This window comes from Acinetobacter suaedae, from assembly GCF_008630915.1.
Taxonomy (GTDB): Bacteria; Pseudomonadota; Gammaproteobacteria; order Pseudomonadales; family Moraxellaceae; genus Acinetobacter; species Acinetobacter suaedae.
Map to the genome: position 1 here is coordinate 767,261 of NZ_CP043909.1, position 14,935 is coordinate 782,195.

General features: G+C 39.7%; 11 protein-coding genes, 1 tRNA gene and 1 pseudogene. 5 read left to right on the forward strand and 8 right to left on the reverse strand.

Going from position 1 to position 14,935, the window contains the following annotated elements:
* Positions 1–84 precede the first annotated feature (84 nt).
* Positions 85–765 (forward strand): GntR family transcriptional regulator, encoded by a 681-nt coding sequence (locus tag F2A31_RS03650; RefSeq protein WP_150025238.1) that lies wholly within the window; start codon positions 85–87, stop codon positions 763–765.
* Between the two features lie 48 nt (positions 766–813).
* Here F2A31_RS03650 and F2A31_RS03655 read toward each other — a convergent pair whose 3' ends face one another.
* The 5 genes from F2A31_RS03655 to F2A31_RS03675 form a co-directional block, all read right to left on the reverse strand.
* A complete protein-coding gene (locus tag F2A31_RS03655; protein WP_150025239.1) occupies positions 814–1,758 on the reverse strand; it encodes a PDR/VanB family oxidoreductase in 945 nt (314 codons plus the stop codon).
* Between the two features lie 12 nt (positions 1,759–1,770).
* Complete coding sequence (locus tag F2A31_RS03660) at positions 1,771–2,847, reverse strand: aromatic ring-hydroxylating dioxygenase subunit alpha (protein WP_150025240.1); 1,077 nt, start codon at positions 2,845–2,847, stop codon at positions 1,771–1,773.
* Between the two features lie 192 nt (positions 2,848–3,039).
* Positions 3,040–4,227, reverse strand: a complete 1,188-nt coding sequence (locus tag F2A31_RS03665) for an OprD family outer membrane porin (protein WP_150025241.1) — start codon at positions 4,225–4,227, stop codon at positions 3,040–3,042.
* Position 4,228: 1 nt separating this feature from the next.
* Complete coding sequence (locus tag F2A31_RS03670; RefSeq protein ID WP_228715645.1) at positions 4,229–5,191, reverse strand: formylglycine-generating enzyme family protein; 963 nt, start codon at positions 5,189–5,191, stop codon at positions 4,229–4,231.
* A 10-nt stretch (positions 5,192–5,201) separates the two neighbouring features.
* Entirely contained in the window at positions 5,202–6,878 is a 1,677-nt protein-coding gene (locus F2A31_RS03675; protein WP_150025242.1) for an arylsulfatase, read from the reverse strand.
* A 398-nt stretch (positions 6,879–7,276) separates the two neighbouring features.
* Here F2A31_RS03675 and F2A31_RS03680 point away from each other — a divergent pair, with 398 nt between their 5' ends.
* Complete coding sequence (locus tag F2A31_RS03680) at positions 7,277–8,626, forward strand: MFS transporter (protein ID WP_150025243.1); 1,350 nt, start codon at positions 7,277–7,279, stop codon at positions 8,624–8,626.
* 32 nt (positions 8,627–8,658) lie between these two features.
* Positions 8,659–9,939, forward strand: a pseudogene (locus F2A31_RS03685) (OprD family outer membrane porin).
* Between the two features lies 1 nt (position 9,940).
* Here F2A31_RS03685 and F2A31_RS03690 read toward each other — a convergent pair.
* Positions 9,941–10,016 (reverse strand) — tRNA-Arg (locus F2A31_RS03690).
* 61 nt (positions 10,017–10,077) lie between these two features.
* Positions 10,078–11,436: an amino acid permease gene (locus tag F2A31_RS03695; protein WP_150025244.1), complete on the reverse strand. Its 1,359-nt coding sequence runs from the start codon at positions 11,434–11,436 to the stop codon at positions 10,078–10,080.
* A gap of 368 nt (positions 11,437–11,804) precedes the next feature.
* On the opposite strand from F2A31_RS03695, the gene prpF reads away from it, so the two are divergent.
* The gene (gene prpF / locus F2A31_RS03700; protein WP_150025245.1) at positions 11,805–12,992 is read left to right on the forward strand and encodes a 2-methylaconitate cis-trans isomerase PrpF; all 1,188 of its coding nucleotides are present in this window, start codon (positions 11,805–11,807) and stop codon (positions 12,990–12,992) included.
* Positions 12,993–13,104: 112 nt separating this feature from the next.
* Positions 13,105–14,016 (forward strand): polyprenyl synthetase family protein, encoded by a 912-nt coding sequence (locus tag F2A31_RS03705; RefSeq protein WP_150025246.1) that lies wholly within the window; start codon positions 13,105–13,107, stop codon positions 14,014–14,016.
* A gap of 58 nt (positions 14,017–14,074) precedes the next feature.
* On the opposite strand, the gene F2A31_RS03710 is transcribed toward F2A31_RS03705, so the two are convergent.
* The gene (locus F2A31_RS03710; protein WP_150025247.1) at positions 14,075–14,926 is read right to left on the reverse strand and encodes an SPFH domain-containing protein; all 852 of its coding nucleotides are present in this window, start codon (positions 14,924–14,926) and stop codon (positions 14,075–14,077) included.
* Positions 14,927–14,935: the final 9 nt, after the last annotated feature.

Here is a 14,935-nt window from a genome sequence, read left to right on the forward strand (position 1 = left end):
ATCAGGATAGGGTGTTTCTTCTCTATCATTTTATAGATGAAGTTGTTAGCATCAAAGATCGTTTTAGATAGTGTGTGATTAAGCATGTCTTCAGGACAACAAGTTTTAATTAAACTCAGAAAAATGATCATTGCAGGGGAAATTGAAGGTGGTAGTCGAATTGCTGAGATTCCAACAGCAGAGTTGCTTGGTGTCTCAAGACAACCAATTCGAATGGCATTTCGTTTGCTTGAGCAAGAAGGTCTGTTAATAAAAAATCCAACCCGTGGTTATACGGTACGAGAGATTTCAGGAAAACTGATTCATGATGCGCTGGAAGTACGTGGTGTGCTTGAAGGGTTGGCAGCAAAAACGTTAGCGGAACAAGGGCTAACAGATCAGCAAAAGACCACCTTGCAGGCGTGTATTCAAGAAACAGAACAGCTTTTTAATGAGCATACTGAGTTTAGTGATACTGAATTAGAGCGTTATCACCACTTTAATGTAATTTTTCACGATACGATTATTCAAGGGGCGCAAAATATAGCACTGTTACAAGCTTTGGCAAAAAACAATCAATTGCCTATGGCATCAGCGCAAGCAATTACCTATGACCAAACAAAAGCGTTATCGGAATATCGTCGATTACACTATGCACATCTTCAACATTGTTCAATTTATGACGCGTTATTACATCGCCAAGCCGGACGAGCTGAAACATTGATGCGTGAACATAGTAGTGTGGTGATATTAGGTGAAACCTTGACAAATGTTCTAAGTGATTAAGATGAACGAGTTCCTTTTGATGATGTTATGAAAAGGAACTCGAAATAATTATAATTCAATGACGAGTTTTTCTGATTTTGCACGAGAACAACAAGGTGTAAACTGGTTATTAAGTGCATGTTCTTCATCGGTCATAAATACATCACGATGGTCTGGTGTGCCTTCGATTACACGAGTAATACAAGTGCCACAGATGCCTTGCTCACAGGAAATTGGCACATCAAAACCATGTTCAATCAAAGCTTGGGTGGCAGTCTGGTGGGCTAACACCTTGATTTGACGATCTGTCCCTTTAACTTCAATAGTAAAATCTTTATTGTTTGATGTGTCTGTGATTTGAGCAACAAAATGCTCTTGGTGTAGCTGTTCAGTTTGCCATCCAGCTTGTATTGCAGAGTTAGTCACAAACTCCATAAAACCTGTTGGACCACAGACATATAGGTGTTTGTCGGGTGTATTCTGATGGAGTGCCTGTGACATATCGCAACCGGTACCTGGTTGGTCTTGAATATGGAAATGAATATTTGACCCAAAATGTTCAGTTAAATTGCCGTAGAAAGCAATCATGTCATGGCTACGGACGAAGTAATGTAACTCGAATGGAATTCGTGCGGATTTAAGCCGATATGCCATGGATAAAATAGGTGTAATCCCAATGCCGCCTGCAAATAAAATAGCTTGTTTCGTTTCAGGATGAATTTTAAATAAATTACGGGGTTCCCCGATTTGTAGAAGATCACCTTCATGGTATTCGGTATGGATACAGCGCGACCCGCCTCGTGAATTGGCGTCATGTAGTACACCAATGACATAACGATGTCGTTCACTGCAGCTATTTGAAATTGAGTATTGGCGAGTTAAGCCATTCTTAAGATGCACGTCAATATGTGCACCTGCTTCAAAAGTAGGGAGCGTTGTATCATTCGCTGACACCAGTTCAAATGCACGAATTGAGGGAGTGAGTTGATGAATTTTATGAATCATTACGTCCATGTTCATCTTCCTTTAAATCACATGAATATTTGGAAACTTATGTTTAGATATTTCAGGAGGCGTTGTGCTTTCTTCAGTAAGTAGACGCTCAATGACTCTACGTGACTGAACTCCACCAGCATCGATGTTAAGCATCAATAACTTTCGGTGAGGATTGCTTAAAATATTTTGTTGTTGCTGTTCCAACATTTCTAAATCTTCAGTGAAAATTTTGCCTTGACCTTCACGAATTTGATCGGTGAGTGCGGCATTTTCTGGTTGGAAATTACGGGCCATTCCCCAGAAATACCAATGCGAGGTTTCAGTTTCTGGTGTAATGAAATCTACGACGATAGAGGACACTTTTTTATCTTTTGGTGCGTCATAGCCACCATATCCAGCATGTGCCACACCGACTTCAATATGTACATTGCTTGGGGCGAAGAAATGACATCGTTGCCAACGATCTACAGGTACATCATCTGCCAAATTGTTGCCACGAAGTGCCATTTGCCAAAAAGGCGGTGCAATAACATTTTCCATATAACGCTCAGTAATGACGTGATCGCCATCTACTTTCGTTACAGGTAGGGCTTCATCAATTTCTTTTTGACCAATACTACTTGAGTGAACATAGGTTTCATGGGTTAAATCCATGAGGTTATCGATCATTAGGCGGTAATCGCACTGAATATGAAATAATCCTCCTCCATAACTCCACTCTGGATGCTCTGCCCATTCTAAAACAGGAAGTTTCGACTCTGAAGCTAAAGCCTTTTCTCCAGGCCAAACCCAAATGAACCCATACTTTTCTATCACCGCATAGGCTTTGTTACATGGGAAACCATGTGTGCGTTGTGCAGGCATAGACACTGTTTTTCCGTCACATCCCATCACTAAACCATGGTAACCACATACGAGGTTTCCATCTTCAACATAACCTAATGACAGGGGGGCACCACGATGTGGGCAGAAATCTTCCACGGCAGCGACCTGATTTTCTTTGCCACGATAAAAAACGATCTTTTCACCACAAATTGTGCGACCAAGAGGCTTATCTTGAATTTCTTCTGGACGGCATGCGACATACCAAGCATTTTTAATAAACATGTGTGACGTCTCCTTATCACTTATTGGATCCAATTTATAATAAATAATTAAGTTGGTCAACCCATGGTTTTGGGTTGACTGTAACTTTAAGGGGTGATTTATGCTTAATTAGACTTGTTTTTGTTTTTTTAAGTGATTTTTTTGTGGGGTGGTTTGAAATAAAATTATTAATTGGATCCATATTGTGGTGTTTTAAAACTTTACCGTATAGTGAATCATCATTCTTTGCTCATCTAGGCTTTTGCCATGTTTTGTATCATAGTTGATGTTCAAGAATAGGAGTTTTAGGTTTTTAACCCAGTGATTTAAATCATATTGGATGAGTAAATCACTCTCTTGTTCGAAGTCATCTTTATTTTTCGTTTGAAATGAATCGCCATATATGTATTTGTAGGTAATCTTCAGTCCTTTGATATAGTCTTTAAAATCATAACTACTTACGAAGTGATAGGATTTTTCATTGGCTTTAGTAAATGCCCCTAATGTCCAGTTCATCATGTGTGGAATGGGTAATCCATCGAGTTTAGGTACCCCATTTTTACCAAAGTTCTCTTGATAACCTATACCAGTAGTAAAGTTACCATGTTGTATAAAGTGCATTGCGCCTAAGGATGTGTTGTTATATTGACCTAATTTTGCATCTCCAATGTCGGTATGTTGAAACATGCGGAATTTTGTATTGTGTTGGTCTGACCACTGGTAATCAAAGGCCAAGTAACTTTGATTAATGATATCGGTTAAATAGCCATTGTAGAATTTCCAACTATATTGTGGCTTTTTCCCATTCCATTCAAAAAAATACAAACCATCGGACTCTTGTTGCGAAATAGCCAGTTTCCTATAGTCCTCTTCATTTCGTGGTGAATACCGATTGATAAATCCGAGCGTGAAATTTTGTTGTTGTTGATGATATTTAAATTCAGCACCTTTGTAATTAACTCTTAATTGGTGGGTGTCTACTTGTGGTGTTAGTGGTGTATTCGGGATGATTTCGCCAATATTGATGCGAAAGTCTTTGTACTCAACCCCCATGCCTAATCCATATTTGCTGTAGTGCTGGGCTTGTTGTTTTGTGTCTGCATCAAATGGTAAGGTAAAGTCATTTGAATGCTGATCGGAACTGAGTCGATAGGCGTATTGTAAGCTTGGCATAAGATGAAGTTGGACGTCATTCAATTTTACTGACCAGTCACCACGATAAAGCAAGCCTTGGCTCAAGCTGTTTGAATTTGCACTTGGATCATCTTTGTAGTCGCGTTCAAAACTAAAGGTTTTAAAACTAAGCTCATTTTGAAAATTAAAAGTTTCGGTTGCGTATGCAGAACAGCAGGCAATAGTGATCCCTGGGATAAGCATCCCATAAGCTAATAAGTATTTCATGTTAATTCCTTTTTACGGTTCTAAATCCAACGTGACTCGTTGCTAAATCTAGCTCTTGAGGGTGTCTCGCAGCAGCGCGATAACGTGCGCAATAATTACTTGCACACAGATAAGAGCCTCCTTTGATGGTGTATTGCAAAATGCTGTTGGGGTCATGTCTATAAGTGGCTGGATCTCCCATATGATGGTCTCTTACTCCGGTATAAGGGGTTTGAGTCCATTCCCACACGTTTCCGATCATGTCATATAGACCAAAGGGGTTTGCCTTAAAACAGCCAACGGGGGCAACTTCATTGAAACCGTCTTGTTGGGTGTTTTGATAAGGAAACTCACCTTGCCAGTAGTTTGCAGTAGTATGTCCTTGATGGGTGGGGCCGATATCTGATTGTTGTTGAAATCCTTTGGCGGCATATTCCCATTCAAGTTCTGTTGGTAGGTCGTGTCCTAACCAATGTGCATAAGCATAGGCATCATTCCATGTGATTAGGCGTACAGGCTCACTTGGAAGTGGGTGCTTGTTGCTATTTGCCCCCCATGGTTGCTTCCAATTGGCATCTGGCTTAAAAGCCCACCATTGCATTTCTGCTACAGGGGCGGTGGGCTGAATGAATACGGCTGCACCACCTTGTTTTTCTGCATCTGTTATATATCCAGTTTGCTGTACAAATTCAGCAAACTGAGCATTTGTTACTTCAGTTGCATCAATCCAAAATGATTTGACGGAGGTGAGTTCTTGTTTGAAAGGTTTTTCATCAGCATAACCCTCTGTTGTACCTAGTTGTATTTGACCTGCAGGTAGTTGAACCATGCCTGCAGTTTTGTCGTTTGACCAGTTAGGAGGCATGCCAGAATAATTTAAACATTTTGACGTGTCGCCTAGATTTAAAGTCATGTGTTTGTCAGGTGTATGCTTTTGACATCCAGATATGAATAGGAGTGGTAAGAGCATGATGATTGTCTTCATCAGCAAACTCCTATTGTTTTATATATTGTTCGAAATCGACAACACCATTTTCATCGGCATATTTTAAGTACTTATCATTTAAAATTTTTACAATATCTGGGTGCTGGGTAAAAACATTATGCTGTTCATTAAAATCTTTTTTTAGGTTGTAGAGTTCCCAGCCTTGACTGTTAAATTTCGAAGGAGAGTTTTCTACGAGTTTCCATTCATCATTCTTTGCATAGCGACTGCCATGCAGTTCTTTGAAGTCGTAATAGTTTACTGGTCGGATACGTGCATTGTTGCTTTTCAAGGCTGGAATTAAGCTAAAGCCTGAAGGTTGGATTTTTTTGTTTGATGCTGGATAGAGGTGATCAGATTCAATATTTGCTAACTCCATTACGGTTGGAAAAATATCGCGAACAGTTGCAAAATGATTATTAATTCCTCGGTCTTTGGAGAGGTGTTGTGGATATTTGACTATGAATGGAACTCTAACACCACCCTCTGAAGCTGCTGATTTCCAATAGGTGAAAGGGGTGCTACTCACTTCTGACCAACGTGAACCCATATATACATAGGAGGTGGCTTTGCCAATATTTTCGTAGCTATTGTCTGCTTCACCCATTGGGAAATTATGATTTCCTCCTTCGGCACCATTATCTGACATGAAGATAATGAGTGTATTTTCATATTGATTATGCTTTTTTAAATACTGGATAACATCGCCAATACGATCGTCCAATTGGGTGATCATCCCTGCATACACTTCCATTTTTCGAGCTTCATATTTTCGCTCTTCTGGTGATAGTTCTGACCAGCTCTTGGTGTTGAGTGCTTGATTGCCTTGTTGTGTTGGGAGTTTTGTATTAACAGGAATAAGTCCTAACTTTTTTTGCTTTTCGAAGCGTTGTTTCCGGATAGCATCGTAACCTTGGTCATATTTCCCTTTGTAGAGATTTAAATACGCATCAGGTGCTTGAATTGGCCAGTGAGGTGCGGTGTATGCAAGGTATGCAAAGAAAGGTTTTTTTTGTTTGTTTTTATCGAGGTATTCAAAAGCTTTTTGAGTAAAGTAATCAGTAGAGAAGTAGCCGTCAGGCAATTCGGTCTTTTGACCATTCTCGGTATATTGAACTTTGCGTGGATAGTTTTTAGGTTGATCTTTGAAGTGTAAGTCGAATCCATCTAGTAGAACAAAGGAGTGATCAAAACCACGTGCATGAGGATTATGTTCTGGCGCATGACCTAAATGCCATTTACCCACCATGAACGTATAATAATTTTTGTGCTTAAGAATCTCAGCTAGTGTGTAGGCATTTGGGGTTAAATGCCCAGAATAACCATCGACTTTAAGTAGCGCGCGCGGGCTATTTTCACCTACCCGTGCTGTTTGGCGTTTAGAGGTTTCATACATAGCGCCTAAACCCACGAGATGATTGTCAGCACCAGTCATGAGTTGTGCTCTAGTTGGTGAACACATTGATGAAGCGTGGAAATTAAAAAGCATTTTTCCTTGTTTTAGCAGGCTGTCAATGTTTGGTGTTTTGATTTCACTACCGTAAGCACCAATATCTGAAAAACCTAAATCATCTGCCAAAATGATCATGATATTCGGTGTTTGAGTCGTTTTAGCATGAGCTATTGGAAGGGTGTGTCCAAGAAGGGTGATCCCCAGTGTTAAGTGGGCTAATTGTTTTAGCTTCATATTGCAATCCTTTGGTGTGGTTGGTGCATCTTGCACTCAAAAAGCTATCTTTGTTTAAAAAATAGGCTTGCTAAAAGCATAATTTATTTTTTTAAATGGATCCATATTTAATTTTAATAATTTTAATGTTTTTTTTATATTGGTGATTTTTATATTTAATTTTATAAAATACATATATTTAATTTTATATCCTTAAATTGTTTGTTAAAAACCATTGATTTTTTGGATCCATATATTCACTATAAAAAAAGCAGGATGCTTAGCAAAACGTATCGACAGCATACGGTTTGTGAAATCAAACAATGTTAATAAATTTTTGGATAGGGATATGCATGATCAGCCATCGCACGCTTTTGCGTTGATGTATGTGTATTTTATCCAGTGTTGGAGATATACACATGAACCGAGATGTTCTAAGTGAAATAAACCAAAATAAGATGAGCCGTTATCAATGGTTCGTGATTTCAATTTGTATTTGTCTAAATATTATCGATGGTTTTGATGTCATGGTCATGGCATTTACGGCGCCCTCAGTGTCTATGGAGTGGTCTTTGTCGGGGGCACAAATCGGAATGCTATTGAGTGCAGGCCTGTTTGGAATGGCTGCTGGTTCAATATTTTTAGCGCCTTTTGCAGACAAAGTGGGGCGTCGTTTATTGATCTTATCTTGCTTAGTTATTTCTGGTCTAAGTATGTTGGCTTGCGCATTTGTAGACAATCACAATACCTTAGCATTACTTCGTTTTATCACGGGTATTGGTGTCGGTGGAATTTTGGCAAGTAGTAATGTTTTAGCAAGTGAGTATGCGAATGGGCGATGGAGAAGTCTTGCAGTGAGTTTAATGTCTACTGGTTATGGAATCGGTGCGACGTTAGGAGGTGTATTATCACTGGCTTTGATTGAACAGTTAGGATGGCGTTCAATTTTCTTGGCAGGTGGGATTGCTACAATCATGATGCTATTTGTGAGCATCTGGTTGCTGCCAGAATCACTGGATTATTTGTTGGCAAAAAGACCGAAACAAGCACTCAAGCAAATTAATATGACGATGCAGAGAATAGGCGGAAGTACTCTGTCTGCTTTACCACACCAAATAAAAACCAGTACTGCGGGAAATAAAGGGGAATTAGTAAAGCTATTTGACGGTCATCTTCGCTTCCAAACACTTTGCCTTTGGTTTGCTTTTTTCCTAGTAATGTTTGGTTTTTATTTTGTGATGAGCTGGACACCTAAAATTTTACTTTCAATGGGAATGTCTGCTGATCAGGGTGTGACGACTGGGATTCTGATTAGTATCGGTGGGATTTTTGGAGCCGCAATTATTGGATTACTTGCATCACGTATCAAAATTTTCTATGCATTAAGCCTCTTTTTGGGACTAACGGCAGTTTGTGTATTTTTATTTGTTGCGGTTTCAGCGCATGTAAGTGTGGCTCTGGTTGTCGGTTTACTACTAGGAACGCTTATTAATGGTTGTGTAGCAGGCTTATATTCAATTTCCCCTACGATTTATGAGGCTGACATTCGTAGTCGTGGAGTCGGGTATGCGATTGGTTTTGGGCGTATTGGTGCGATTCTATCACCAACGGTTGCAGGCATATTTCTTGATAAGGGCATTGCTCCAGCCACGCTCTATGCTTATTACGGGGTGGTATTTATTTTCGCAATATTTTTGATTCTGAGTTTGGGTAGTGCTTTTTATCGGAACAAAAAAGAGCAAAATTACTCATTTGAAACAGCACCTTAAATTTTTGAAAATTAAATAGTTGAGATAGGAAAATGAAAAAGACACCATGGTGGGTGGGGGTATGTTTGTGCCCGTTATTTAGTCAGGTTGTGCATGCAGAGTTCATTGAAGACAGTCAAGCTGAGCTGACATTTCGAAATTTTTACTTTGATCGGGATTATAAGAAGGATCCATATCCATATACAGCCGCGAGAGATTGGGCACAAGGTTTAATTTTTAAAGGACAGTCAGGCTATACAGAGGGAGTCGTTGGATTCGGCGTCGATGTGTTGGCAATGACAGGCTTTAATTTGATGGGCAATCGTGCAGATGATTATGCGCGTAGCGGTTTATTGAAAGTCAATGCAGATAATTCTCGTGATGACTATTATGGAAAAATTGGGGTTACTGGAAAGGCTAAGTTTAGAAAAAATGAGCTTTTTGTGGGAGACCTTGTTCCACAATTGCCAACCATATTTTCATCGCCAGCACGTTTATTCCCATAGACTTATCGTGGTATTCGCTTTGTTTCAAATGAAATCCCAAATCTTCAATTAGAAGGGTTTTATGTGGATGAAGTGCGACAACGCGATTCGATTCGCTATACAGATGTTGGTACAGATAATATAAACCATCGTTTTGATAAAGCGGCAACGACTGAGCATTTCTATAGCTTTGGGGGGAGTTACCAATTCAAAGATTACCGTTTACGTGCTTATCATGCTGAACTTAAAGACATTTACCAACAACAATTTTTGGGCTTTAACGGAAAACAGGCTTTAAACGAACAACTTAATTTTCTAAGTGATGTACGTTTTTTTAATAGTACTGAAACTGGAAGCAAAGAAATTGGAGAGGTTGATAACCACCATATTAGCGGTTTATTTGGTTTGAACTATAAAAACCATACAGTTTCTTTGGGATATATGCAGTCGTTTGGTTCAACTGGATTACCTTTTTTGTCAGGAACTGAAAGTCCTGTTGTGCTTGATTTTATGAGTTCGGATTATTCAAACAAGGATGAAAAAGTTTATTCAGTTCGTTATGAGTATGATTTTAAAGATGCACAATTAGGTGATCTGCCGTTAAATGGGCTTCGCTTTATGACACGATATGCGAAAGGCGAGGATATTGATTTGCTCCAATATGGAAAGCAGCGTTTTAAAGAAGAATCAATTGAAGTCGATTTAGGATATAAAATCCCTGAAGGAAAATTACAGGGGTTAGGTATGAGGGCGCGTTTTTCCCACTATCGTAATGATATGCCAACGCATATGACGTTCCACTCGACGAATGAAATGCGCTTCAATGTTGATTATAGTTTTAAATTCTGATTGGTGCGCTCAGCGGGACTCGAACCCACGTCGGTCGCTTAGGAGGCAACTGCTCTATCCAGTTAAGCTATGAGCGCATAGTGCAATGATTATAAACAAAAAAGTGATTGCCGAAGCAATCACTTTTTATTAAATAATTTAATCTTTAGGTTTTAGATTAAGTACTTTATATAGCGCAAGCATGAGTATGATCCAAATAGGGATCATCAACACTGATTCTTTAAAGCCTTGTTGCCACATGATATAAAGAACGACAGCGATGAATGCTAACACCAAATAGTTACTGAAAGGTGCCCACAATGCAGGAAAGCTGGTTTTTAAATCTTTTTGTTTTACCATCGCCTTAAATTTTAGGTGCGTTAAGCTGATCATCGCCCAGTTTAGAACCAAAGCACCAACCACTACGTACATCAAATGACCTAGTGCTTCTTCTGGTACAAAATAGTTTAAAAGTACACAACCAAAAATTAATAAAGCGGAGAGTAAAACAGCAGGGATTGGTACGCCTTGTTTATTGGTCTTTGTGAACACTTTCGGCGCATTGCCTTGCTGAGCTAGGCCATAAAGCATACGGCTATTCGCATACATACCACTGTTATAAACAGATAAAGCCGCTGTCAGGATGATGAAGTTCAGTAAGTGTGCTGCCCAACCGATTCCCATTTGACTGAAAATCATCACAAATGGGCTTTTATCTAGACCACCTAAATCAAGTTGATTCCAAGGGACCAATGATAGAAGGATCGTTAATGAACCAATATAGAAAATCAGAATACGAAATACCACTTGGTTAATGGCTTTCGGAATGGTTTTCTTCGGATCTTTCGCCTCTGCAGCCGCCATCCCAATGAGTTCAATACCACCAAAAGCGAACATCAAGAAAGCTAACATGAAGAACAAGCCTTCAAAACCATTTGGGAAGAACCCACCATGTGTCCAAAGGTTGCTAAAAGATGCGGTTGAGTTAGCATCAGCTGTTGCTAGTAAGAAAAGACCAAACAAAATCATAGCAATAACAGCTGTGACTTTAATGATCGCTAACCAAAACTCAGATTCACCATAGAATTTTACATTGGTGAGATTAATTGCCGTGATCACAATAAAGAAAAACAATACTGATGACCATGCTGGAATATGAGGCCACCAATAATTGATATATTTTGCGACAGCAGTAAGTTCTGCCATAGCGACTAAGATATAGAGGACCCAATAGTTCCAGCCAGATAGGAAACCTGGAAATTTACCCCAATATTTATATGCAAAATGGCTAAATGAACCGGCAACTGGTTCTTCGACGATCATTTCGCCGAGTTGACGCATGATTAAAAATGCGATCAAACCGCCAATTGCATAACCCAAAATAATAGATGGTCCAGCAGACTGGATCACTTGTGCAGAACCTAAAAATAAGCCCGTACCAATTGCCCCACCCATGGCGATGAGCTGAATATGACGGTTTTTTAGTCCACGCTGAAGTTGAGAAGTATCGTTGTTCAAAGGACTGAGCTCGACGAGGAATAAGTGGATTATTCTAATAGATTGAAAGATTTTCGCCTAGTAAAACAACAGTTAGGCTATGACTGGAAAGTAGTGTTAAAAAATCTTTTAAAATCTTATATTTGAATCGCTGGTAAAATAATCAAAGATTAATGTTTAAACAACTAGAAATAGCTTTTGCTGTTTAATTCACAATTTTTTATTTTGTTGCCATTGTCAAACACAATCAATCCACTGAATATACAGAGCATAATTTAAGCATGATATTTGGCTTAGAAAAATAGGTTATAAAGTATTTTGGCTTGTTGTACAGTAATTTAAAATGAAATCGCTATTGTACGAAAAACACGATAAAAGGATGAAATGAAATGAGTTCAGTCCCACAAATTAAAGTTCCTGCTACCTATATGCGTGGGGGGACAAGTAAGGGCGTTTTTTTCAAATTAGATGATTTACCAGCATCAGCACAAGTGGCTGGTCAAGCGCGTGATCAACTCCTTCTCCGTGTGATCGGCAGTCCTGACCCATATGCTAAGCAAATTGATGGGATGGGTGGGGCAACTTCAAGTACCAGTAAAACTGTAATTTTGGCAAAAAGTTCTGAACCAGAACATGATGTGGATTATTTATTTGGGCAAGTTTCGATAGATCAACCTTTTGTAGATTGGAGTGGTAACTGCGGTAATTTAACTGCAGCAGTTGGATCCTTTGCGATTTCAAATGGTCTGGTCGATGCGGAGCGTATTCCTGAAAATGGTATTTGTACAGTACGTATTTGGCAGAAAAATATTCAGAAGACCATCATTGCTCATGTGCCGATCATTAACGGAGAAGTACAAGAAACTGGTGAGTTTGAGTTAGATGGTGTGACTTTCCCCGCAGCAGAAGTTCAGATTGAGTTTTTAGATCCTGCTGATGATGGTGAAGATGGGGGCGATATGTTCCCTACAGGAAATGTGGTGGATCAACTCAATGTACCTGATATTGGGTCATTCCAAGCAACCTTTATTAATGCGGGTATTCCAACCATTTTCTTAAATGCTGAAGATATCGGCTATCAAGGGACTGAGTTACAAGATCATATCAATGGTGATGCGACAGCGCTGGCTCGTTTTGAAAAGATTCGTGCTTATGGTGCTGTGCAAATGGGGTTGTTTAAAGATGTTTCTGAAGCCGCATCCCGTCAGCACACGCCGAAGATCGCTTTTGTATCTAAACCAAAAACATATACCTCTTCAAGTGGGAAATCTGTTGAGGCAACTGAGGTGGATCTGCTGGTACGTGCACTTTCTATGGGCAAATTACACCATGCAATGATGGGTACAGCCGCTGTTGCGATTGGTACAGCGGCTGCGGTTCCAGGCACCTTGGTTAATTTGGCTGCTGGTGGAGGTGAACGAGAGGCTGTACGTTTTGGTCATCCTTCGGGAACATTGCGTGTCGGTGCGCAGGCAGAATTGATTGATGGTAAATGGTCAGTAAAAAAAGCCATTATGAGTCGGAGTGCACGTGTATTGATGGAAGGTTGGGTGCGTGTTCCTGGAGATAGTTTCTAAGGTCTGCATAAATCCCTTTGTTATAGGGGGACTTCCTTGAAATTGATGATATGATGTCGGCATTCCGACAAATCTTGTCATATCATCTCTTATTCAATATTTCGAGGCAATTGTGTCATCTATTTCTCCAGTTAATGCGGATGTTTTAAAACAAGCTCAACAACGTATTCAACAAGATTTATTGACTGCATTAGCTGCATTTTCTATTCCAGAACCGTTAAAAGCAGCAGTTCATCATGCAGTCATGCTTGGGGGGAAACGTGTTCGTCCAGCATTGTGCTACGCCACTGCTTCGTTAAAGCCAAATCATAATTTTGCCGCAGTTCGCCGTGCTGCCGTTGCCGTTGAATTAATTCATTGTTATTCCTTGGCACATGATGATTTGCCATGTATGGATAATGATTTATTACGTCGTGGTCAACCAACGTGTCACGTGGTATTTGGTGAAGACACAGCATTGTTGGCAGGTGATATTCTGCAATCAATGGCATTTGAGATTTTAGGCAGTCGTTTATTTGACGACCAGGCACAAGGTACAGATGCAGCTATTGTTCTTAAGCAAATGCAAATCTTAGCTACAGCAAGTTCAAAGATGGTTTGCGGTCAGGTTTTGGATCTGCAAGCTGAAGGTAAACAAGTTGATCAAACTGAATTAGAAAATATTCATCGCAATAAAACAGGTGCATTGATTCAAGCTGCGATCATGATGGGGGCGGTTACTGTTTTCACAGGTACGGATCCAGCGATTCCGAAATTACGTCAATTCGGGCAAACCATTGGTTTAGCTTTCCAAGTACAAGATGATATTTTGGATATTACAGCCAGTACTGAAACATTAGGCAAGACTGCGGGTAAAGATGAGCAAGTGCAAAAATCAACTTACCCAGCATTGATGGGGTTAGAAAAAGCCCAAGCTTATGCTCAAAATTTACATGATCAGGCATTTGAAGCATTGGCATATTTTGGTGATCAAGCGCAGGAGTTAACTGCTATTTCACATTTTTTGCTTGCTCGAAAAAGCTAAAAAATAAGATAAAAAAAACAAAGCGGCAGATCTGCCGCTTTGTTTTTTGAATGATGGTTTAGTGTTTGCCCATCAATCCACGAATTGTATTGAGTACATCGGCTGGTAACACCACTGTTTTCGCATTACCTGATTTTGATAATTCTTGCATGGCTTTAACATATTGTTCACCAAGTAAATAAGCAACAGGTGTTTCTTTATCACCCACTGCACTTGTCACCATTTCAATCGCACGTTTAGATGCTTCAGCAAGAACAACTTGTGCCTCTGCATCACGGCGCGAAGCTTCTAAACGACCATCTGCTTCAAGGATTGCAGCTTGCTTTTCACCATCAGCTTTGGTGACAGTTGCGCGACGCTGACGTTCAGCTGCTGCTTGTGCTTCCATTGCAGATTGCATGGTGTGAGAAGGTTGAATATCTTGGATTTCAACAGTTTTAAGGGTAATACCCCAGTCGGCAATATCATCAGAAATCGCAGCTTTAAGCTTCGCTTTGATCTGATCTCGAGAAGATAAAGCATCATCTAAAGCCATTTCACCAGCAATTGAACGCAGTGAAGTTTGGACCATATTTTGAATTGCCCAGTTATAGTTCTCAATACCATAGACTGCTTTTTCAGGTGTTGTAATATTGATATATGCCACAGCATTCATCACTAATACAGCATTATCACTGGTAATCACTTCTTGCGAAGGAATATCCAAAACAATATCTTTGGTGGTGATTTTATAAGCGACTTCGTCGATATAAGGAATAACGAAATTCAAACCTGGTTGTAGAGTGGTATGGTATTTACCTAATCGTTGAACAATCCATTTATAGCCTTGGGGAACGAGACGAACCCCTTTAAAAATAGTCGTAGCGATAAATGCGATAAACGCTAAGACAACAATAGTTCCGACTGACATTTGAAACCC

Excerpts from the sequence above, each read along its gene's own strand:
- F2A31_RS03670 (WP_228715645.1), bottom strand. The coding sequence starts at position 5,191 with ATGAAGACAATCATCATGCTCTTACCACTCCTATTCATATCTGGATGT.
- F2A31_RS03675 (WP_150025242.1), bottom strand. The coding sequence starts at position 6,878 with ATGAAGCTAAAACAATTAGCCCACTTAACACTGGGGATCACCCTTCTT.
- F2A31_RS03655 (WP_150025239.1), bottom strand. The coding sequence starts at position 1,758 with ATGGACGTAATGATTCATAAAATTCATCAACTCACTCCCTCAATTCGT.
- F2A31_RS03680 (WP_150025243.1), top strand. The coding sequence starts at position 7,277 with ATGAACCGAGATGTTCTAAGTGAAATAAACCAAAATAAGATGAGCCGT.
- F2A31_RS03665 (WP_150025241.1), bottom strand. The coding sequence starts at position 4,227 with ATGAAATACTTATTAGCTTATGGGATGCTTATCCCAGGGATCACTATT.
- F2A31_RS03710 (WP_150025247.1), bottom strand. The coding sequence starts at position 14,926 with ATGTCAGTCGGAACTATTGTTGTCTTAGCGTTTATCGCATTTATCGCT.
- F2A31_RS03650 (WP_150025238.1), top strand. The coding sequence starts at position 85 with ATGTCTTCAGGACAACAAGTTTTAATTAAACTCAGAAAAATGATCATT.
- prpF (WP_150025245.1), top strand. The coding sequence starts at position 11,805 with ATGAGTTCAGTCCCACAAATTAAAGTTCCTGCTACCTATATGCGTGGG.
- F2A31_RS03660 (WP_150025240.1), bottom strand. The coding sequence starts at position 2,847 with ATGTTTATTAAAAATGCTTGGTATGTCGCATGCCGTCCAGAAGAAATT.